Here is a 22,425-nt window from a genome sequence, read left to right on the forward strand (position 1 = left end):
CGAGGATGTCTACAGCAAACGTATCGCAGTAGAATCCGTCGATTCAGACGATATAAATATAGTCTGGCACCACGCGAGTGGTAGCATGTCACCAAAGGATGGAGTGACCGTGGAGCGCCAATCCCCAGAGGATACATTCGAACTCCTGTCGAATAGCCTTCGTGTGCGTATCCTCCAAGCTCTCAGTGAGGCGGATAATCCCCTGCCATTCTCGCGACTTCGCGGAGCCGTCGAAGAACGCGACTCTGGAAAGTTCAACTACCATCTGAAAAAACTCGTCGGGCATCTGGTCGTCCACGACGACGACGGCTATCGGCTCTCCCTCGCGGGTCGCAAGATGTACGGTACAATCATCTCCGGGGCGTACACGACCGAGGCAAAGCTCGAACCCTTCGAGTTCGACGGCTCATGCCCGATGTGTGGTTCTCCGCACCTGATTGCTGAGTACGCCAACGAGCACGCGAAAATGTACTGCGACGACTGCGACATGTGGTCGAACGAGTTCTCGTTCCCGCCGGCGAGCCTCGAGCACTTCACCCGCGAGGAGCTTCCGTATGCATTTGATCGCTGGATGCGTGCAACGCTCTCGAAGGCCGTGTACGGCTTCTGCTCGACCTGTGGGGGGCGCGTCGATGGCAACTTGGCGCTGACCGACAACCCCGAGAACTCGGTGCCCGTCCAGGCGCGCTACATGTGCGATCGGTGTGGAGACACCGTCAAATCATATCCTTCCCTCCCGGTCATATATCAGGTTGAAGCAATCGAATACTTTGCCGACCACGGTATTGATGTCGTCAACGACCCCAGCTGGCAGTATGTCTCCGGCGGGACCGACATCAGCATCGAACTCGCGAGCGACGATCCGATGCGTGCCCGCGTCCGATTCGCCCTCGGCGACGAGACACTCGTCGCCATCGTGAACTCAAACGTCAAAATCGAGTCGATCACTTTCGAATGACTTCTAGCGACAGAATCCTCACTGGAACAGTCTAGAACGACTGCGGGTGGTAGTAACCCGTCTTCTTGAATTGCGTCATCGGCGGCTGCATGATTGCGTCATCGGCGGCTGCATGGGCGGTATGATGGGCGGTGCTGGCGAGGCTGCCCTCGAAGACGCCGACATCGACGAGGACGAAATCGAAGAATAGTCCGAAACCGAACCGTTATTTCACCCGGAGTCGCCTCTCGGGTATGCAATTCCCGACGCGACTCTTTCACCTGCACTTCAACACGCCCGACGTGAGCGGTGCAGAAACGAGACTCACAGACCAAGGCGTACCGCTGTACCGACGATTCGGCCGCGTCGATGGAGAGTTTCGCGTGCTCGAGGCGGACGACCCAGTTCCAGAGAATTTTCGACTGCGACTGCAGAACGCGCAGCGAGGGTACGTGAACATCACGCTCGCGCCCGGCCGAAAACCGCATTTCGACCACCTCGGCCTCTGCACGACCGAGTTCGACGCGATATGCGATCGCGCGGACGACGCGGGCTGGTCGGTACGCGACCGTGACGGTCGACGAACGTTCATCATGACGCCGTGGCGGTTCCGAGTCGAACTCCATCCGGACGGTAACGACGTCGAAGCAGATCTCGGGTCGTGGGACGAGGCGCATTTCGAACGCGTCGAACTCATGATTCCAGACACGGCGACGAATCCGAGCGTAAAACGCGAGTTCGAGTCCGTATTCAGCACGGTTCCGGGACTCGATATTCTGCAGGATGACGAGGTTCGGGTTCCGCGATTTCGACTCGCAGGCAGTGCGTTCGCGGACGAAACCCGGATCGAAACGTGCGACCTGCTCTGAGACCGATTAGCCCGTCGAATTTCCGCGATTCACCTCGTCCGCCGACTACTCGCCGCATGAATGAATTGCACGATCACGGGCCGAACACAGCCCACCTGAACCAGATGCCCGAAAACCTGGACTTTTCATCAAGGTAATCACTGATCTGGGCGTTTCTCGGTGAGTCACTGCATCTTTTCCAGTGAACGGACGGTATCCGACATAATCCACGCTGTCTCAGTATCAGGGTCTTCGATACAAATTGCAAAAAACGAATCACGGCCGTTATCGACAGTAATTCGGTACCCACTACTTGTTAATCCTGAATTCTCGTCAAAAGACGATTTCGGGGCGGTCACACTTGCCCTCAGAGTTACCAGTAGATAACACCAACGGATGTATTTTCATGCCGTCGATGCGCGGAGAGTCACCCATCCCAACCGTATCTGCCATCCACTGAGCGGCCACCGCCGGAAATTCCGACTCGCGTATCGCCGTCAGAATATCGTCGTCGGTCGTTTCCTCTGCAAATTGCGCGCGAGTATCGCGCTCTCTCGTCTGTCAGTAGAGTGCGGACACGTCAATCGGCACGACGACCGTGAGCGCAGTACCGATTAAGCGGGTGCCCTCCACCACAGCAAAGCGAGGGTGATCAGTCTTCGGTCTCGCGGCCATTCGGTTTGCGTTCCTGGTCGGGATGGTCAGAGACGTACACCGTGGTGTTCGCAGGGATATCCTCGGTAATCCAGGAATTTGCGCCGATACTGACGTGATTGCCGACAGTGATGGCACCGAGGACGTTCGTCCCGGCACCGATGACGACGTGGTCGCCAATGTCGGGGTGACGCTTATATCCTTTTTTGAGGGCGTGGTCGGTGTCCTCCTCCTCTTCAAAGTGGAGGGCGCCGAGGGTGACGTTCTGGTAGAGCCGGCACCAGTCACCGATAGTGGCGGTCTCGCCGATGACGACGCCGGTGCCGTGGTCGATGAAGAAGTAGTCTCCGATCTCGGCGCCAGGATGGATGTCGATTCCTGTGTCGCTTTTTGCGGCTTCGGTGAGTTCACGGGCGTACTCCTGCCTGCCCTCCTTGTACAGTTCATGAGCGACACGCTGAGCGACGATGGCGTGGAATCCTGGATACGCTCGGATAACCTCGATGTAGGACTTCGCAGCAGGATCGCCCTTATAAGCGGCTTCGACGTCGCGTTTGAGGCGCTCTCTGATAGTGGGAAGGTCGTCGATGACGGCACTGATGCAGTCCTGAGGGCGAGCGCGGGGAGCATACAATTGACAGCCTCGCATGAGCTGCTCACCGAGTTCAGTGAGGGTTTCTTGAACGCCATTTGGGTCGGTGTGGTCTGCATAGGCGTTCCAGCAGCTCGGGAATAGGAGGCGGTGAAGGAGGGTTAGTTCGCTGCTCGTGTGCGAGGTCTCAGGGGCGGTCCGTGGCTCGTGGACCGGAAAGGGAGGCTCGTCGGCATCGTAGGCAGCGACTAAGCTGTGGTGAGCGTTGCCGGTGTAGCGGTACTCCATCACTCTTTTTGTAAGGAGTTAGTTGGGAAGAAGCTATGGGAAAGAGAATGGATGTCCAAGAGTTGAGCAGGCCGACGAGATCATCGACGAGGGACGGCACAACTGGGCGATGCCACCGCCAGCGATGACAGCTTCTTCCCGAAGTACGAAGACAACGAAGACGATTCCGAATCAGCAGACTGCGACTGCGACGGTTGCGGTGACTCTCCGTTAGCCATGCGTGCAAATGGGAAGCAAGGAGTTGCCGAACTGACCATCGCCCGATTGACCCCTCCCGTGCGAAAAGGTGGCCGCTCGGTCCCTCGATAAGGAACTACTGATATCCCCAGTCGAACCCGGGAGATTCTGATTATTGCAAATAATATAATGTGTGGTGGCTTAGAGAAATCGGTCAGGAGTTGATGATCTGACTTTGCGACTCACCCCCCTTCCGAACATCGATCCTCGTTGTCTCGAATCCGCGAGCCGAGTCGCCTAATCGTGGGGATGGTCATCTTCGTCGTTCGACGCCCAGAGTCCCTCGTCGTTGTCCTTCGCCCACGCCTGCGCATTCTCGATGGAAGACGCATGGGGTGAGTCGGGGTTCGTCAGCACGCCGAGTCCTTCTCCGGCAAGGTATTCTTGGTACAGCGTCCACCGACCGTTCCAGTCGAAGTAGATGTATACGAGCGGCACGCCCTCAGCCGTCGTCTCGCCCGTGTGGACGACGGTAATGTAGTCTCCGCCCGGGTGTGATAGTTTCTCGTTCGCGCGCCGGGCCGCCTCGTAGCCGATGATTCGCAGCTCCTTCTGATGCGTCTGCATCTCCGCGTCGGTCGCGGCGTCGTGGTAGTGGAAGTCCGCCGGGTCGATGTCTGACAGGTTCATCGCGGGCGCATTCACGTCGACGAGTTCGACGACCCCACGCGCGTCGTGATCCCCGTAGTATAACTCGAACGTATCCCCGTCGATTGCCTCATACATCGATGCGGACTGGTTCCCCGTTTGGAACGCCTGCGCTTCTCGCGGTGCCGTGGTCGGCTCGTTGGCGGTCGTCTGCGTCGTTTCCTCAGGGGCGACTGTCGTCGCGGTCGTCGGAGTCGCGGCGGTCGTCGTCTCCATGGGCGTCGTGGTGACCGTCGCCCCCTCACCACCCATACACCCAGCGGTGATGAGCAGCAGTGCGACGGTCAGTGCTGCGAGCACACGTTTCATGAACAACCGTGACAACTGGATAATGTGTATTTAAAGATATATGTTTTGACGGTGCCTGTTCGGTAGCGAACGGTGGATTTCCGGATGAATCATGGATTGATACAACAACCGGCTCTCGTTTTTCCGATGCAGTGAACAAGGCCAAATCCCGTTTTCGTTGCGAACCTGAGCAGTTCTGTCTACTGACCGACGAACTTGGGGTCGCGCCCCTCCAGAAACGCGAGGACTCCCTCGGAGAAATCGTCCGTCTCGACGATGCGCTCTTGAGCGTTCGCCTCGGCGGCTAACGCCTCCTCCAGCGAGCGGTGGTCGTTGCGGAGGAGTAGCCGTTTGGCTTCCCCGACAGCGCACGTCGGCCGCGAGAGCAGCATCTCGACCCGTTCCTCGACGAATTCGTCAAGTTCCCCATCGGGGGTCGCTTCAGTGGCGATGCCGAGCTCGACAGCCTCGTCGGCATCGACCCGGCGGCCGGTGGTCAGCAGCTCCATCGCGGTTCGGAGCCCGACGAGGCGCTGAAGGACGTAGGTCGCGCCAGTATCGGGAACGAGACCGATATCGGTGAACCCCCAGGCGAATTCGGCAGATTCGGCGGCATAGACGAAATCACAGGCGGTGGCGATGGATGCCCCCGCACCGACCGCCGTCCCCGCTACCTTCGCCACGACGGGCTTTTTCATCCGCAGCAGGCTGGTTGCGATGGCGTTCAGCCCGCCTTCGAGTTCTTTGGCCGGACTGCTCACGTCGATGTCGCTCGCGAGATCGAGCCCCGAACTGAATGCGTCGCCCTCGCCCGTGATGACGACACACCGTACTGAGGAATCGTGGGCTAGTTCGCGGAGCGATTCGGCCATCATCTCACAGGCTTCGAGCGAAAGCGCGTTCTTGCGCTCCGGATTCGACATCGTGACGGTCGCCACCTCGTCCTCGTGGGACACATCTATCTGTGTCATATGTGGGTTTTCTCTTCGACTCCCCTCACCTTATCGCCTGTTTTCCGAGGATGGTCAACAATCGATGCCAGCATCCACTCCGAGGCGAGTCGGCGAAAGGTGGTGACGAGGCATCCCCGAATCGGAGTGAACTACTCTTCGAACATACCCTCGGTGACTTCCACGAGGAGGGGGTCCCAAATGCAACGACGCAACGGCACGAACCGACGGATCACCCTCGGTTTGGTACGTCTAGCGCTCGAACTCGGGATCGAACATCTGTGCGGACAGTGGCATCGGATCGCCGTCGGTGACGTTGTACGCCGAGAAGTCTTCGATACCTGCCTCGCGGAGGATCTCTTCATCGTAGACGGCGTTGCCCGTGAATACTGCGGGATCGCGGTCGAGGAGTTCGCACACCGCGTCAGCGACGATTTCGGGCGAGCGCCAGTCGTCTTCTGTTCCCATCCCGAAGTACCGCGTCGCACGCGTGTCGATGGCGGTCACCGGCCAGAAGGCATTGGCCGCGATACCGTCGGATTCGAGTTCGGCGGCGAGCGAGAGCGTGACGAACGTCATCCCCATCTTCGACCATGCATAGGCGGCCTTTCCCGGCGCTTGCTTCATATTCACTGGCGGGGCGTTCGTCAGGATGTGACCCCCGCCGATCTCCTTCATGTGCGGGATAAACGCCCGCGAGGTGAGGTACGTTCCACGAATGTTGACCTCGGTCAGCAGATCGAACCGATTCGCGGGAAGATCCTCGACGGTTGCCAACTGGATGGCACTGGCGTTGTTGATGACGATATCCACCTCACCGAAGACATCAATCGCTTCCGCGGCCGCATTCTGGACGTTCTCGGCGTCGCGGAGGTTCAACTGGATCGCGTGGGCACTCACCCCGCGCTCTTCACACTCTTCGGCAGTTTTGTGAATCGTCCCTTCCAGGTTACCATCCTCTTCGACGGTTTTCCCCGTTGAGACGATGTTACAGCCAGCATCTGCGAGCGTAAGTGCGATTTGCTTCCCGATACCCCTCGTCGTTCCCGTGATAAATGCAGTTCGTCCGGTCAGGTTTGGCTCGACTGGCATGTCTAGTGCTCAGTCCTCTTCCGCCTAAGTGATATGGAGGTCACAAAAATTGATCGACCACCTCCCGTGCCTCAAGTCGCTTCGAATCGGTGCCATGGTACTGCCAGTTGGACTCCATCACGCGATAGCCGTCGGATTTGTACACATAGCCATAGTAACACTCCCGAAACCACTCGAGGTCACGCTCGGTCAACACCGTACCCGTATGCTGCTCCATCGACGCCGGTTCCGGCTTAACACCGACGGCAGGATACAATAGCGCTTGATACGCAATCTCAGGGCCGTCTCGCTCAGCGGCCATGAGCGACGTCACTGCCGCCAGCGTGCCACCCGCACTATCACCGGCAACGGCCACTTCCCCAGTCGCCCAATCGCATCGGGATTCGCAGCGGCCCACTCCACGGCCGCATAGGCGTCTTCGACCGCGGCTGGAAACGGATGCTCGGGAGCAAGTCGGTACGCGACCGACACCACCGCACAGCGACTTTCCCGAGTTAGCTGGCGACAGAGTTGGTCGTGGGTCGCGATGTCCCCGAAGACGAATCCACCGCCGTGGAAGAACTCGACGGTCGGAGACGGCCCCGGCTCGTCTGGCAGATATAACCGTGTTTCTAGGAGGCTCGTCAGGCCCGGGAATCGTACGATCGACCGTCCTACCGACTGGCAGTGGATCGCGATTCTGCAGTTTGGCGATACCGCGAGTAAGCAGGCGGAACAAGCGCAGGCCTCGATTGCTATGCGGGAGCGGGATGTACTGTTGGCGGTTGAGGGCGGTCTTGGCGTGCGGATGGATGGCGTCGGCTTCCACTGCTGGCCAATCAGACACCGATCAATAAAATCCCTGGCTTCGTCCACCTTGTGGTCACGTTCGCTCCTCTCAACGGACAATCATTCGGGGTCTGGCCGTTCCCCACGCACAGCGGGTTCGGAGACGGTTATCCACCCATCGCTGGCAACCTCAACTTGATAGTGGTTATAGTGGAAGGTAACACTGCCCTCGCTATTTCGTGTCTGCCCATCGAGGTCAGGGCCGAAGAACCCATCTTCGATCGCGGCGATATCGACACAGGCGTATAATGGCGGATCCATAAGATCGGTTGGATTGACATCCTCCGCGGCCGCGATTGCGAACATGATTTCCGTAGTAAGATCGCGGTGGCTCTCTCGGTCGTAGTGCGCCTGTGTCACAAAGGTCAAGTCCTCGGTTTCATGCTGTGCAAGATCGGTACCATCATCGGTGTGGTCGTTGCTTGACGTCATCTGTCGGCCTCCGTGTGACTGTGTCCTAACGTTCTGTCGGTCCCGAGGCAGTGATGCCGCTACTGCCTATGTGATTACTGGGGATCGCCGTCGCGGTCAAACTCACTCCGGGCATGCGTTTCTTGCCGATTGTCGAGACATCCACCTGCGCCTTCTAGCGCAATCAACACCTGATGGGCGTGTTGACCAGGGGTGATTGTCTCAGTATCGGCATCGAACTCGATCACATCCAGGCTGACCAGTTTCGGGATATGCGCGTGATAGAGCGACGTATACATCTCCGTCTGCGTGAGCGGTGCGATGTTCGCCTCTTCGGTGTCAGTCTCCCACGCAGCGAGTTTGGTCGCGAGGTCGTCGAGTGACCATTCGGTCGCTTCGGCGAGGGTGTAGACGAGGTAGCGTCGGCGTGGATGGGCGACCGCCTCGAAGACCCATTGTAACTCAAGGGTTGTTTTCGAGACGGTCACGTCGAGTTCGCGCTCGGCGGCACGCTCTTCGGCGGTGCGACTAGAGTGGGTCTCCCACTCGTCGGTAGGTGGATTGTCCCCCGCCATCTCCTCAGAGAGGGGGTGAGAGGAGCATAAATATTTGGGATATAAATACCTTCGGTCGTAAACCCACGGGTCATCTCCGTATCCGAGCATCGGCTGCGAGTTCTCGTCCACTTCTATGCGTCGAACAACGACCGAATCAGACGGAGAGACGACGCGAGTTCCTGCCTGTGAATTCCAGCCCGGGAGGGAGCCCGAGTGTCCGTGGAACCGCACCCATGAACACGGTAGGAGCCGGAATCAGAGATGGTGTGGAAGCGCCTTGGTCTTCAGGAATATAGCGGTGAACCTGCTCCGCTATGCCCGTTCCTGCCGATGCCCGATGAGTCTGACTTCCTTCGACAGGAGTGGTGTGGTGGTCGAGTTCCCTCGATCTACGTCGAGGGATGAACGACTGGCAACATTGACATCCTCCGCACGACTGAAGTCGTGGGATTCCCCGCGCTTGGGGTCGGGCGTTCCGACACCAACGGAGGCAACTTCCCGACCTCGGTGGTCGGTCTCGGTTTGTAGGTGATGCGTCGGGGCGGTGGGCGCGTGGCGACGCCAGCCCATACGGACTACCCTGCTAACACCCTACAGGCCGTGCCATCGGCCCGACTCGGACTCGCGCCCAAGTCTCACTTGGGCAGGGTTGCTTTTTGGTGACGGAGACCCCAATCCAACTCCAATTTTCCCGAGCGAGTTACGCTAACATCCGACCCCATCCAACCTAAGTATTGCGGTTTTGTCATCGTTGGTCGGATTCATCCCACGACTGAAGTCGTGGGCTTTCTCCTGTACTCGTGTAATTCTGCCCAGTCAGTCGAAATCCGACCATTCTGTAGAATATAGTGGATATTGGCCAATACTATTATCCGCCCTTACAAACTACTGTCTGAGAACGAATGACCGTCGAAAACCAGCGTTCAATGCCTTCACGCACTGCGCATGCACAGGCAAGTGTCGTCGTCATCGACGCCCTCCAGGAGTACGATGGCATCGATATCGACGCCGGAGAGTTCCAACTCTATGACTTCATCGAACCTGATGCCCTCGATGCCATCTTTAGCCACAGACCAACAGGGTCTGTCTCCATTCAATTCGATATTCGTGAGGTAACGGTCACCGTCTGGCGGGCTGCCGACGATATCCGGGCTCGCGTTCGCCATCGCCCAGAATAGCTAGCTCGAAACGACGACAGGCACACGGAGCCCATTGACCATCACGAGCGTCACTTCGATTGGAAGATGCCTCGTGTTGGAGGCGAGAAGGGAATGGAGAAGATACCGAAGTCCGTATAAATTAGTATGACAGTTGAAATTGACATTCGTCTCGCTGCGGAGGAATTCGCCTTCGGCCAGGTGTTTCAGACAGCGCCTGACTTACGCGTTGAGTTCGACCGCATCGTTCCGATGGGTCGCGACGATGAGTACCTGCCCTTCGTATGGGTGATGGCCACAAAAGCAGCACCCCAGCCAGAACTCATCGAAGAAGCGTTCACCGAGAGTCCCGATATCGAAGGATACGAGTTACTAACCGCGATCGGTGATAAACGATTGTATCGGCTCCACTGGTTGCCCACGGTCGAAAGCCTCCTGGACGGGATTCTTCAGGCACGCGGAACGATCGTCGAAGGCTATGGTGAACACGGAGAATGGGCGTTCCGCCTTCGATTCGCAACGCAGGACGACATCTCTCAGTTCGACGACTATTGCGCCACCCATGAGATCGCCCGTACTATCGATAGGGTAACGGACATCCACCCACCAGAAGGGCGGCGTCTTGATCTCTCGCCCGAGCAATTGGAAGTGATGCGTGTCGCGTATTCGCACGGCTATTTCGAAGTACCGCGCAGGATCTCACAGACGGATCTTGGTGACCTCCTCGGCATCACTCATCAAGCTGCCTCCGAACGGCTCCGCCGAGCGAACGAGAAGATCATCGAACAATCGATGGCCTCGCTGTTCGAGATCGACCCACCAACGGAGAAGTAGTGCCTTCAGTATCGTCCCCACGACGACCGTCGCCCTGATCGACGGTCACGATCACTCTGTCTCGTATCTCGATGGCTTGCGTTCGGGAATCGGGTTCAAATCGGGTTCTAACCTGGATACAGTGATGGAATCGAGCAAGTGATCTCCATGAGGATCTTCATCTGCTCCCGCATCTTTTCGGAGGCCATTGACCCTTACAAGCGACGCTTCGAATGGGGTGTCGAGTCGGACACTCTAATGTGCTCGTACGCAGTTACGTTCGATGATCATAAAATACGGCATGCATATAAATTCGGACAACTTACATATACTACCAGACTCACGGTACGATAACCGCCAAAGACAAACTTGGTAGAAATGACAAAATGACCGACCCCAAGAGAGAACCGCTCGAAGGAGCATCGACCGTGCTCGTGCTCGCGCCGATAACACCGGACGGTAATCACGACTACCTGGAGTTTGTCGCGTCGACACCTGTAGCCGACACGAGTCTTGCATCGGTCACGTATACACAACCACCGGCGCAGTGGCTGGATGACTGGCGCCGAACCAATGGCGCGCTCCCTCGAGAAACCCACATCATTCACGCGAGTGGGTTAGCCCACGCTGACCCAGATGGGGAAGTACCTTTTGACAGAGTAACTGCTGACGTTGTCGACCCGACGGATCCGATGGCAATCATCCCCCCACTGAGCCGTCGCTTAGAGGCGTGGGCAGACGGCGACACGCAACCGGTCATCTCGGTACAGACGCTGACCGTGCTTCTCGAATACGTCGACTTCGATACCGCATTTCGCTATCTCCACATTCTCACCCACCGCATCCAGGCCGCTGGCGCACTCGGCTTCTTCCAGATGGATCCCAACATTCACGACCCGGAGACCACGAATACCCTCACGTCGCTGTTCGACGTCGTCGTCGAACGATCCGCCGAGAGTGGTGAGTGGCGGACGATCCCTGCTGTTTCCTCGCGGACGGACATGGACACTGTTGCCCCGAGTGCTCCTACGAACGCCACCGAATCAACGAAACGATCGGGAGATAACCGCCTGTCATCGTTGCGAACGACGCTTTCCAGACTCTTCGGTCGAGACGCGTCGAATGGTGACAGTTCCAAACCCGAGCCCATCGAGGAACCCCCGACCGCACCGCTGCCCCACGAACCCGAGGAGGAGCAGACTCCGATTGGGAATCTGGTGGACGAAGAACTACTCACTGACGAAGAGCGGATCCGGTCGCTATTGACCCAGTCCGGAGGGCGAATGAAACAGGCCGATATCACGGCAGCGACATCGTGGTCGAAATCGACCGTGAGCCGAAAACTCGCACAGATGGAAGCGGACGGTGAGATAACGCGCGTTCAAATCGGACAGGGCAACATCGTGTTCCTCAATGGCTCCGAACCGAAAGCGACGAAATCACCGTTCGACGTATGAGGTCGACCGAGGGTGATCGCTAAAATCGGATTGTGAGTGTACACCAAGGTTTAGAGGCGCACCAGAATAGAGACATCCATGCCGACACTTACCGCTCGCCGAATTGGCGTCCTCATGAGTTTCGCGGGCGTGATACTATTCCCGATGTTTCTGTTCGCTGGATTTACCGGCGGCCAAGGCGAATGCCACGGGGCTTGACCCCGTGGATGAAGCCGCAACACGTGACACAAACCATTAAGAGAAATTATCTTTAATCAATAGACAGCGATGGAATATAGTCACCGTTACCCCGCGTACCCGACACAAGAGGGGGCGGTGCAACTAGAATACCACATCGACGTTCATCGCCAAGCGTACAACTACACACGCTACGAATACACCATCTCGACGCCGACCCGATGTTGTCGGCGTATAAGCATCACGACCGCCTCACCGACTGGAAAGACGAGTTTCCAGTGTTCAAAGAGGTTCACTCCAAAGCACTTCAGCGAACCGTCACACGGTTCTATCAGAATCTCTCGACCCTCAAATCCCAGAAAGAGAACGGGAACACGGTCGGGATGCTCACGTGGAAGTCACCGAAGGAGTTCCAGAGTATGACGTATTCGCAGTCTGGCTTCGAACTCAAAAACACGAGTGGCCGCACAGCGACCCTCTGGCTCTCCAAAATCGGAGACATCAAAATCCGTTACCACCGTCCGATTCCCGACGAGGGGTCCATCAAAGAAGTCACCATTAAGAAGGAGGCGACCGGAGACTGGTTCGTCTCTTTCGGCCTCGAAACTGACGACGCCGACCTGCCCGAGAAACCAGACGTGGACTCGCTTGACGCAAGTAACAGCGTCGGTATCGACCTCGGCATCCTCAACTACATCCACACGTCGGATGGCAAGACCGTGGATTGGTTCGACCTCGAAGACGAGTACGAGCATCTTCGCCGCGAGCAACGCCAACTCTCGCGGAAGGAGAAGGGGTCGAACAACTACGAGAAACAACGCCGGAAGGTCGCCACGGTCAAGCGTCACCTTCGACGGAAGGTGCTGGACTACCAGCATAAGATTACGACGTGGCTCGTCCGCGAGTACGACACCGTGTTCGTTGAAGACTTAGATGTGAAGAGGATGCTTGAACAGTCACCCAATGCCCGCAACAAGCAAGATGCCGCGTGGCGACAGTTCATCACACTCCTCGAATACAAAGGCAACCTGCACGGGACGCACGTCAAGCAAGTCGAACCCGAAGGGACGACGAAAGAGTGTGCGTCCTGTGGCGTGGAAACGGCGAAACCCATCTGGGTGCGAGAACATTCCTGCCCGTCGTGCGGGTTCGAGTGTGATCGGGACGCGAACGCGGCGATGAACGTTCTGCAACGCGGCTTTGCTGAACTAGGGCTGGGATGGCCCGAAGACACGCCTGTGGAGACTGCGCTCCCTACGGACACGACTCAGCTTGAGTCCGTGTCTGCAAAGCGCGTCGTAGAAACAGGAAGCCTCGGGGCTTGACCCCGAGGCGGTTCACGACGTTGCGGCTTTGTCGAGATGTCGAGTCCGATTTGTTGGGTATCGATCTCAGTCGTGCCCGGTTACTCGGTGTTGATTTTCAAACGATGTCGCTATCGTGGTACGACGGCTGTAACTGGCATGGTTCCCCACTGCTTCCACTCCTTATTGCACTCGGACTGGTCGTTGGCGGACTCCTCGTGACCGTTGGCGTAACGGTCCGGAAGAAAACTCAGTAATCCGTGGCCCTGTAATCTCTGCAAATGACCGCACCGATGACCGCGATCACATCGCACGTCACTTCCGCTGGCTGGGGATGGTGGAAAGATGGCCTCGTTGAAACCCTCAGTCGGTGATAGGTTTCAGGAGTCACGATGAATATAGGGCGCGAATGAATCAGGCTCGCGATCTCGAACAGAAGAGGGTCGGTTTGCTCAGTGCCGAGAGAACCGCTTTCGGAACGGCTGAATCAGTCGTTCAACAGTTCCCACCGCCATTATATCAGTAACTTATGTTTTATAGCCATCATCTCTTTATAGGGAATTGTCGTACAAGAGTGCGAGCTGGGTGGGTGCAGTGCTGTCGGCACCACGCAAAAAACAAGCACCAACCATGGGTAGCGAACCAAACGACACGACGGCTGACTCAGAGTCGGGAACAGAACGTCTACGAAAACGAATCAGCCACCGATTCTCGTCGATCCTCCCGGTGTTCAAGTGGCTTCCGCAGTATGATACGTCGTGGCTTCGTCTGGATGTCGTTGCAGGAATTACCGTTGCGGCGTCGGTCATTCCCGAAGGATTGGCGTACGCGTCGCTGGCGAACTTGCCACCGGAGACAGGTTTGTATGCCGGGTTGATGGCCGTCATCGCCTACCTCTTTCTCGGCACCTCTCGGCAAGTCATCGTGGGACCCACCTCGGCACTGGCGATCTTGCTCGCGAGTGGCGTCGGGTATGCTGCTACCGAGAACACCGCCTCGTATGCATCGCTCGTCATCGTGGCGACGCTTCTCGTGGGTGTCATCGCAGTTGTTGCGTGGGCGTTCCGGTTAGGCTTTCTCGTCCACTTCATTTCGGGGTCGGTGCTCACTGGGTTTTCCGCCGGAGCGGCGTTGTACATTATGTCCACCCAACTCACCAAACTATTCGGCATCGAGAGCAGCACGGCAGGCGGTTTCTTCGGGCAAACCTTCTTCGGGCGAATATGCTACACCGTTACTCATCTCGGTATGACAAACCCCGAAACGCTAGCCGTCGGCGTCGCGGGCATCGTGGTGCTCGTCCTCGGTGAGCGGTTCGTACCGCGTTTTCCGACCGCACTCGTCGTCGTCATCATCGCGATCGTGCTCATGTCGGTGACCAATCTGCAGGCCCGCGGCGTCGACATCGTCGGGCCGATTCCGAGCGGTCTGCCCTCGCTGACGGTTCCAGCGATACCCGATGTCTCGACGCTGGGTACCCTCGTCCCCATCGCCGCCGCGTTGTTCCTCCTCTCGTACGTCCAGGGCATCGGTGCAGTCGAGACGTTCGCCCGACGCCACGACTACGACACCGATGCGAATCAGGAACTACTGGCCGATGGCGGCGCCAACCTCGCTGCTGGCCTCGGTGGCGGATTCGCCGTCGGTGGCAGTCTTTCGCGGTCGGCGCTCAACGACTCCGTCGGTGGCAAGACACAACTCACGAACGCCGTCGTCGCTATCGTTCTCGTCGTCGTCCTCCTCTTTCTCACTGGCGTGTTCACGAGTCTCCCGGAAACGATCCTCGCATCGATCGTCATCGTTGCCGTCAAGGGCCTCATTGACATACCGGCGATCCAGCAGCTGTACCAGGTAAGCAAGAGCGAGTTCGCCATCGCGATGGCGTCCTTGCTTGGGGTTCTCACGGTCGGGATGCTCTGGGGCATCTACGTCGGTGTCGTCCTTTCGTTGTTGGTCGCAGTCTCTCGGGTCAGTCATCCAGCAACACACGAACTCGGTCAGATAGACGGGACAGATCAATTCATCGCTCTCGACGTGTACCCGGCGGCGACGACCAGCACAGACGTGTTCGTCTATCGTGTCGAAGCCGAACTGTTCTATGCGAACGCGGATACGGTTCGGATCGATCTCCTTGACCGTCTTAAGAAACGCGACTCCGACGTCGAACTGGTCGTCTTCGACCTCACCTCGTCCCCGACAGTGGACTTCGGGGCCGCACAGATGCTAGAGAAACTCCAACGGAACCTCGAATCGCGTGGCATCGACCTCCGTTTTGCGGGAGCGGAGTCCGACGTTGTCCGGATGTTCGAATCGACGGGACTCGCAGCGAACGTTGGTGGCGTGAAGATCGAGGAATCGGTCGATGACGTCATCGACCGCTGGAGAGCGGAGCCAGCGGCCTGATCGGGATTCCAGATTCTACGCCCTTGAGGGCGTGGTAGCTCACTCTTCGGCTTCCGATATCTGCCGTGGCAAGAACGTAGATGCGATAAGCAGGATCAACACAAACAGTACGAGGAGGAGGAGTGCCGCCTGCTGCGCGTCGAACATCGCGGCCTCGAAGACACTCTCGAGCAATTGTCGTTGTGCAGGAGTAAGTTGGTTCAGGAACTGCTGCTGGGTGGCTTCGGTCGCTGTCTCTACCGCATCTTCGAGCGCTATCACCAGATCATTTCGTTGCTCCATTGAAACTGTCACCTGTTCTGCTCGTAGGACTCTATCGACGACACTACCATAGAACTGCCCGAGAAAATACGAGCCAACGACTGCTGTCCCCAGGGAAAATCCTATCGAACTGCTTACGTTCAGGACTCCGGATGCCTCGGCAGAGTCCGCGGTAGGGACAGCCGACATCGTCATATTGGTGATTTGTGCCAATATGAGTCCGACACCGGCTCCATAAATCGCCATTGGGATAGCCATCCTGCTGATCGTCTGACCGGGGCCTGTCTGCTCGTACAACAGCACCAGTCCAGCGCCCAGACACACGATTCCGACCTGGATAAGCGTCTTTGGCGGGATGTACTTACGCCAACTGGTCGTAAACGACGCAAAAAGGATCGACGCAAGAGAATACGGTAACAACGCTAGCCCAGTTTCAAAGGCGGTGTATCCGAGTACGGCCTGGAGATAGACCGGGAAGATAAAAAAGAAGCCAGCCGAGATTATCGAGCGAATATTGTATGTGATAACACCGGATAAAAAAGAGCGGTTCGTCAGTACATTCAGCGGAACGAGCGGCGACCTCCCAGCACGTTCCATTCGGCGTTCGTACTGAACGAACATCGCGAACGTGAGGAGGCCACCTCCGAGAAACCAGATCGTCGGCGATGTTCCAAACGGATTGAACTGCATCTCACCGACGAAGAACGGCCGCCGTTCAACTAACCACCCATACTTCCCACTGAGAAGGAATCCAATGACGAGCGATGTCGCACCGACGATGGACAGAACTGTCCCACCTTTATCCAGCGAACTGCGTGTTTCTGACAGTGGGGTCGGACTCACATACTGAACGAAGAAGAGAATAACCCCCACACCGATGAGTTGGAGTGCAAATCCCCACCGCCAACTTGCGAATGTGGTTAGTGCTCCACCGATAATCGGTCCAAGAGTCGATCCAACCCCGCTAACGCCAGCCAACAGTCCGAATGCCTTCGCTCGATCGTCGTCTTCGTAACTGACTCTCAATACAGTGTGTGTCAGGGGAAATATCACAGCGGCCGCGGAACCCTCGATGAATGACCAGCCGATATAGAGGATCGTTGTATTCCAGCTAATCGCCGCCACCAACGTCCCACTGGCATAGACGATTAGTGCGACTGCCATTACACGTCGACTACTATGCCGAGACGGCAGCGTACCGGCTGGGAGAACCAGCGCAGCTATCACCAGCGAGTAGAGTGCAACCGCTCCTTGAATCACGGTGACTGTGGTATCAAACTCATCCACCATCGTGGGGATTGCCACGTTCATCAGGGATGCATTGATGACCACAATGAACGTCGTCAGACTCACAGCGATTGCTGGGCCCCAGTATTGTACTGCCGCCTGTAAGTCCGTAGAGAGATGAGAACTCCCGCTGGAAGTAGACCCATCTGGGGGCATACAGCGATCAAACGCTTTCAACCCTCAAAAAACATGAACCTCGTCAGACCCGAGCGTTAATTCACCGCAATATCGAATTGCGACTCGTCTTTCATCTCGTACTGACGGTCGTGCTGAATGCACCCTCTCGGCCGTGTTTAGACGCGGCGTGACGCAGGCATGTGGTGGCCGTCCACGTCGACGGAACAATCGCTTGAGGAACTCTTCGACGTGATGCACTTGCGGCAATTCGTTAGTACTCGTCGCTCTGATCGGCGTCTAAACATGGCCCACCCTCTCTATTCAGCACGCCACTTCTGACAGGAGCTGGGTAGATCAGGAGCGACCGTGCAAGATGCAGGGCGCATATTTTTCACTCTATACCCGTTGGTTGTCGCGTTCGTGGTTCGTATTTCTCACCACACGCGCCGTTTTGGCGCGTACGGTCAAAACGGCGAAGCCACGGGGCAAACCCCGTGGTACTTCACGAGTCCAATCCTCGCGATCATTATATACTCGGTCGTCGTCACTCTCGTTGGGGGAGGGAGAATGGCAATACAGGATGTTGCACGAACGGATGTAATGACGTCCCATCAAAACCAGTCGGTGGGAAATATCGCCACCGTCATGAAAGAAGAGAACGTTGGCAGCGTCATCATTGAGGACGACCATCGCCCGGTGGGAATCGTCACGGATCGCGATCTCGTGTTGGAGGTTCTCGAACCGCGTCGTGACCCGTCAGAAGTGACTGCCGCAGATATCATGACCAAGACACCGACGACAGTGCGAACTGACGAGGGAATTCTCGAAGCGACTGCGGCGATGTACGAAAAAGGGGTTCGACGGCTGCCTATCGTGGATGACGATGGCGGGCTGACCGGAATCGTAACACTCGACGATCTCATGGTGCTCCTCACCGACGAATTGGACAACCTCGTCGGTGTCATCGAGTGGGAGTCGCCGCCTTACTGAAAGTATGTCGGATACTCCCATTCGACCATCGGCCTGATAGCTTCATGCAATCGGGTGGGTCACGGTCGGGGCGTCCACGGCCTCCGATGCCTGCTGCCGCACCGTCCGCACAACGGGAGAGTTGTTGAGAGCAGGCACAGTCCACTCTTGATGCTTCGTGATGCCTTTCACGGTGATTTGACGCTTGCACCATGGTCGGCGTGGTCTTGATGGGAACACGTCCGACACTTGCACCACTTCTTGTTGCGGTTATCTCTTCGTGTGGCCGCACATCGGACATCGCTGACTCGTGTACTCAGGAATAATCCACGCGGTTGGGATTCCCCCAAATGACGCCTTGTACAACTCCGGATCGGAAGAAATTAGATGCAACATCCAGCAGCGACTCGTCGGATGGGCTATGAAGTGGCCATCATTGGACGGTATTTTGTATCGAACAGCTGGTTGAGTAGAGTCTGTTCGGCACCCCGAAGGTGGTGGCTGACGGTCGGTTGAGAGACACCAAGTATGGTCCCGACCTCCTCTCCAGTCGTCTCTCGTGGCCACTTGAAATAGCCGCCGTAGTACGCCGTCAGAAGTGTCTCTCGTTGTCGATCGGTGAGCGCTCCGAGGAGTGCTTCGACGAGAGTTGCTTTCGTCTCAATGGAGCGTTCGACATCACGGCGCGCGACGAGTTCGACGGACGTATACCGGCTCTGAAGGAGCTCGACGAATTCGCGAACGTCTATCTTCTGTGGCACGTCGATGACGACATCGAGTCGGTCGTTTTCGGCGACCATCGAGCGCAGACTGACACCATGCGAGAGGAGCGTCGACGGAAGCAGATGCTCGGATACCGTGACTTCGAAGTGGCCACCGTCCTCGGTCTTACTAATCACTTTGTAGTCCGTGACCGACACGAGTTGTTCAAGGATCGATACGATGCGGTCCGTATCGGTATCAGTCACGTTAATGAATAGCATTGTGGTTCCTCTGGTGCCCGTCGAAAGCCCTTCGAATTCGACGCGACACGGTGCGTTCTCGGCAATGGTCGTGAGGAGTGACTCGGTACCGGTGAACCTGAGTTCCAGTCGGGTGGCCGTGTCTGAATAGATAGCCTGCTTCGTCTGGACGGCATTGATGGCGTTCCCGATAGTCTCACCGAGTTCGACGAACACGGCGCGTTCTAGGTCGCCGAAGTCGTTTAGCTCGGAGGCGTAGGCGGTCACCATGCCGTAGGTGTACTCATCGTGAACGATTGGGACGCTGATCACCGATCGGAAATCGCATCCGAGTGCGACCTTCCGCCAGTCTTCGGACTGAAGGCGATCGACGACACTTCCGATCACTGTTTCTGACCCCGTCTCGGCCGTCAACCATGCCGGTTCGTTGTCGTCACTTGTGAGCGACACACTATCGAGATAGCGGTGTCCGTCACCCGCCCACGACCGAGGACGAACCGCTTCGTCAGTGGCGTCATAGTCCCCGATCCAAGCGAATTGTATCACGTCGCTTTCGACCAGTCGTTCACAAACTGCTGTCTCAATATCCTCGCGGGAGGTTCGCCCAAGCAGCGACTGATCAACAGTCCGGATGATGTCAGTGATCTGTATCTGGCGTCTGAACTGTCTGTTCTGTTCCATGAGTTGCCGGTCTCGTTCGCGGAGACTCGACTCGCTATCAAGGCGGTCGAACGCCGCTTCCATCGTTGCGACAAGCGTCTCGACGAGTTGACGGGTGGGACTGTCGATCACCTCCTTGGGCGAGAGGATCGTGACAACTCCGTGGTCACCGACTGGAATGAACAATCCTGTCCGGATATCATCGTCCGGACTGTCACGAGCTGTTTCCATTCTCGTGACGAACCTGTCCTCAAGCATCTGATCGTGGAGCGTCGACGTGATGGTGGTGGTATCATCGGTGATCACTGTTTCACCGCTGACAAACGCCTTCCAAGCCGGTGTGTCAACGCCTACCGAGAGTGGTGGCGTCTCCGAAATGAGTTCACTGAACGCTGGTGTGAGCGCTGTCGGTGTAAATTGGCTGTTCTCACTGTCGAGCAGGTAGATACCGACGCTGGGGACATCGATGGTCTCCGTAGCGATGTCCACGACAACCTCGCAGACTGCCTCTTCAGATTCCGTGTGAAGCAACTCACGGGTTGCATCGTGGAGAGATTCGAGGGCTAATTCATAGTGTTTTCGCTCCGTGATGTTACGGCTGATACCCATGATACCCACAATATCGTCGCCAGCCCCGCGATAGGGGAACTTGTTGTCCAGGAAAACCTGCTTTTCGCCGTCAATCAACAACTCCGTCTCCTTGTTGACTGGCTCTCCAGTCCGAATGATGAACTCGTCCACCCTCCGAATATCCGCTGCATCCCTGGCCTCGAATAGATCCTCGTCTCGATTCCCGACCGCTGATTGTGGATCAAGCCCGACCAATTCGGCTGCGGCCTCGTTCATCAGTTGGTACTTTCCATCGGTATCCTTAAAGTAAATTGCATCCGAGGTGTTTTCAATGAGTGCATTGAGTTGGTGAAGCGTCTTCTGTCGTTCCCGTTCACGCTGTTTTCGTTCGGTGATGTCCTGAACTACCCCGTAAATCGTGACAACATTACCGTCTTCCATAATCGGCTCGCCGATGACATGCACCCAGCGTTCGTTACCAGTGGCTGTCGTGATCCGGGTCTCAATATCGTACGGTGTACCCTGTTCAATGGCTCCGGAAACTGCCGCGCGGATAGGCTGCTCGTCTTCGAACATTCCGATGGCACGCTCAAGGTCTAATTCCTCACCGAGTGGCAACTCTCCAATTCGGTAGATCTCGTCGGTCCAGTAAATCTCTTCAGCGGATTCCTCGGCTCGGAGGTCACGCTTCCAGCCACCGACGTTCGCAAGTCGCTGTGTCCGTTGGAGCAATTCTCGATTCCGCTCTAGCTCTTCCCGTCGCTGCTGTCGACCGAGTTCTGCACCGATCCACTGAGCAATCACTTTGATAATCTCGTGCTGGCTCTTGGCGAACCCATCGACACTCGCGAATCGACTCCGGAAACTTACCGTCCCGTAGACGTCGCCGTCGACAACGACGCTTGTTCCGATGTATGCTTCGAGTTCGCCGTCTTGGAGACTCGTCCGCAGCTTGGTAGGCAAAGCCGCCTCGAGGTCTGGCAGTGTGACGACATCTGCCGTATCGCTTCTGACGGTGAGATCACAGACAGTATCCTGCAGCTCGAAGACGTCGCCGGGCACGATCGTTTCCGATGGGTCGACGGCCTGGACAACCTCGTAGCGCTCACTGTCGACGTGTGAGAGGATGCCGACGTCGAGCCCGAACTGTTCACAGCCCAACTCGAGCAATTCCTGGATCGTCTCCTCGAAGTCGCCAGGTCGATCGGTGATGATCTCGTGTAGATCTCGGAGTGCCTGATTGCTGGTTTCGAGCATCCGTTGGGCTCGCTTTCGCTCTGTGATGTCAGTGCAGACGACGTACCCTTCGATCTGCTCTGCACTGTCCTTGTGATTAGTTGAGACAGGAACGAACCGGAACCGGAACTCCCGCGTTCCGCCGTCTGTTTCGATACAGAGTTCTCGTTCAATTCGGTCACCCTGCTGAACGCGTTGGCGGAGGTCGTCAGTGTCGATCAAATCCTCGCCGCCCACCACGAGATCGGCCAGTGACTCGCCCGCGATGGCGGCACTGTCGTATCCGAACCGCTCTTCGAAGCGACGGTTGAGATCCTGAATCACGAGATCGTCGAGTTCGACGCGCGCGATACAGTCTGAGGAGTTCTCGAATAGAGCAGCTAGCTGGTGGCGTTCCTCCTGGAGGGACTGTTCGCGGTTCTCGACTGCGCTCGCCATATGCTCGAAGCTCTCGTACAGCCGGCCAATGTCGTCGACTCGGTCGGTCGAGACATCGACATCGTAATTCCCCGCTTGCAGTTGTCGGGCGCTTTCGATGAGATTGGTAATGGCATCTGCGGTGTCGTCCCCGATGAAGTATCCAATGAGCGCCACGAAAACGATTCCCAGTGTTAGGGTGGCAACATTCGCGGGTGTTGCTAGTATCGCGCCGAGTACGAGTATCGGGACCGTCATCAAGAGCGTAAATTTCACCACATACCTATCCCTGATAAACCTCGGGA

At 57.0% G+C, this 22,425-nt stretch carries 17 protein-coding genes and 3 pseudogenes; 9 read left to right on the plus strand and 11 right to left on the minus strand.

Annotated elements, in window-relative coordinates; all coding sequences use genetic code 11:
• Positions 1-85: 85 nt before the first annotated feature.
• The 3 genes from ACR3FE_RS15300 to ACR3FE_RS15310 are packed head-to-tail and all read left to right on the plus strand — an operon-like array spanning position 86 to position 1,806.
• Positions 86-958: a winged helix-turn-helix domain-containing protein gene (locus ACR3FE_RS15300; protein WP_458208059.1), complete on the plus strand. Its 873-nt coding sequence runs from the start codon at positions 86-88 to the stop codon at positions 956-958.
• Positions 959-1,004: 46 nt separating this feature from the next.
• Entirely contained in the window at positions 1,005-1,148 is a 144-nt protein-coding gene (locus ACR3FE_RS15305) for a hypothetical protein (RefSeq protein WP_458208060.1), read from the plus strand.
• Between the two features lie 43 nt (positions 1,149-1,191).
• Positions 1,192-1,806, plus strand: a complete 615-nt coding sequence (locus tag ACR3FE_RS15310) for a VOC family protein (protein WP_458208061.1) — start codon at positions 1,192-1,194, stop codon at positions 1,804-1,806.
• 631 nt (positions 1,807-2,437) lie between these two features.
• On the opposite strand, the gene epsC is transcribed toward ACR3FE_RS15310, so the two are convergent.
• The 8 genes and pseudogenes from epsC to ACR3FE_RS15350 all read right to left on the minus strand — a co-directional run bounded on the left by epsC (position 2,438) and on the right by ACR3FE_RS15350 (position 8,900).
• Entirely contained in the window at positions 2,438-3,319 is an 882-nt protein-coding gene (epsC, locus tag ACR3FE_RS15315) for a serine O-acetyltransferase EpsC (RefSeq protein ID WP_458208063.1), read from the minus strand.
• A gap of 474 nt (positions 3,320-3,793) precedes the next feature.
• Positions 3,794-4,513, minus strand: a complete 720-nt coding sequence (locus ACR3FE_RS15320) for a thermonuclease family protein (RefSeq protein WP_458208065.1) — start codon at positions 4,511-4,513, stop codon at positions 3,794-3,796.
• Positions 4,514-4,692: 179 nt separating this feature from the next.
• Positions 4,693-5,463 carry an enoyl-CoA hydratase/isomerase family protein gene (locus tag ACR3FE_RS15325; RefSeq protein ID WP_458208067.1) on the minus strand — a complete coding sequence of 257 codons (771 nt, stop codon included), beginning with the start codon at positions 5,461-5,463 and terminating at the stop codon, positions 4,693-4,695.
• 231 nt (positions 5,464-5,694) lie between these two features.
• On the minus strand, positions 5,695-6,534 hold the full coding sequence (locus tag ACR3FE_RS15330) for an SDR family oxidoreductase (protein ID WP_458208069.1): 840 nt from the start codon (positions 6,532-6,534) through the stop codon (positions 5,695-5,697).
• A gap of 151 nt (positions 6,535-6,685) precedes the next feature.
• Positions 6,686-7,342, minus strand: a pseudogene (locus ACR3FE_RS15335) (alpha/beta hydrolase fold domain-containing protein); the annotation flags it as partial.
• Positions 7,343-7,422: 80 nt separating this feature from the next.
• A complete protein-coding gene (locus ACR3FE_RS15340) occupies positions 7,423-7,794 on the minus strand; it encodes a HalOD1 output domain-containing protein (protein WP_458208070.1) in 372 nt (123 codons plus the stop codon).
• 74 nt (positions 7,795-7,868) lie between these two features.
• The gene (locus ACR3FE_RS15345; protein WP_458208071.1) at positions 7,869-8,348 is read right to left on the minus strand and encodes a DUF7344 domain-containing protein; all 480 of its coding nucleotides are present in this window, start codon (positions 8,346-8,348) and stop codon (positions 7,869-7,871) included.
• A 294-nt stretch (positions 8,349-8,642) separates the two neighbouring features.
• Positions 8,643-8,900 (minus strand): hypothetical protein, encoded by a 258-nt coding sequence (locus ACR3FE_RS15350; protein WP_458208073.1) that lies wholly within the window; start codon positions 8,898-8,900, stop codon positions 8,643-8,645.
• Between the two features lie 332 nt (positions 8,901-9,232).
• Between ACR3FE_RS15350 and ACR3FE_RS15355 the strand changes: the two genes are divergently transcribed.
• From ACR3FE_RS15355 to ACR3FE_RS15375, 5 genes and pseudogenes are all read left to right on the plus strand, one after another.
• Complete coding sequence (locus ACR3FE_RS15355) at positions 9,233-9,508, plus strand: HalOD1 output domain-containing protein (protein ID WP_458208074.1); 276 nt, start codon at positions 9,233-9,235, stop codon at positions 9,506-9,508.
• 126 nt (positions 9,509-9,634) lie between these two features.
• Complete coding sequence (locus ACR3FE_RS15360) at positions 9,635-10,321, plus strand: helix-turn-helix domain-containing protein (RefSeq protein ID WP_458208076.1); 687 nt, start codon at positions 9,635-9,637, stop codon at positions 10,319-10,321.
• 365 nt (positions 10,322-10,686) lie between these two features.
• Positions 10,687-11,757 (plus strand): helix-turn-helix transcriptional regulator, encoded by a 1,071-nt coding sequence (locus ACR3FE_RS15365; protein WP_458208077.1) that lies wholly within the window; start codon positions 10,687-10,689, stop codon positions 11,755-11,757.
• 267 nt (positions 11,758-12,024) lie between these two features.
• Positions 12,025-13,259: pseudogene (locus ACR3FE_RS15370) on the plus strand (RNA-guided endonuclease InsQ/TnpB family protein).
• 609 nt (positions 13,260-13,868) lie between these two features.
• Entirely contained in the window at positions 13,869-15,641 is a 1,773-nt protein-coding gene (locus ACR3FE_RS15375) for a SulP family inorganic anion transporter (protein ID WP_458208079.1), read from the plus strand.
• A 39-nt stretch (positions 15,642-15,680) separates the two neighbouring features.
• Here ACR3FE_RS15375 and ACR3FE_RS15380 read toward each other — a convergent pair whose 3' ends face one another.
• Positions 15,681-17,255, minus strand: coding sequence for an MFS transporter (locus tag ACR3FE_RS15380; RefSeq protein ID WP_458208081.1), 1,575 nt, complete (start codon positions 17,253-17,255; stop codon positions 15,681-15,683).
• A 618-nt stretch (positions 17,256-17,873) separates the two neighbouring features.
• Here ACR3FE_RS15380 and ACR3FE_RS15385 point away from each other — a divergent pair.
• Positions 17,874-18,296, plus strand: a complete 423-nt coding sequence (locus ACR3FE_RS15385; RefSeq protein WP_458208083.1) for a CBS domain-containing protein — start codon at positions 17,874-17,876, stop codon at positions 18,294-18,296.
• A 42-nt stretch (positions 18,297-18,338) separates the two neighbouring features.
• Here ACR3FE_RS15385 and ACR3FE_RS15390 read toward each other — a convergent pair.
• Together ACR3FE_RS15390 and ACR3FE_RS15395 are read right to left on the minus strand one after the other, a co-directional pair.
• Positions 18,339-18,638, minus strand: a pseudogene (locus ACR3FE_RS15390) (zinc ribbon domain-containing protein); the annotation flags it as partial.
• A gap of 56 nt (positions 18,639-18,694) precedes the next feature.
• Positions 18,695-22,378 carry a bacterio-opsin activator domain-containing protein gene (locus tag ACR3FE_RS15395; RefSeq protein ID WP_458208085.1) on the minus strand — a complete coding sequence of 1,228 codons (3,684 nt, stop codon included), beginning with the start codon at positions 22,376-22,378 and terminating at the stop codon, positions 18,695-18,697.
• Between the last annotated feature and the right edge of the window lie 47 nt (positions 22,379-22,425).

Source organism: Haladaptatus rarus (genome assembly GCF_054177585.1).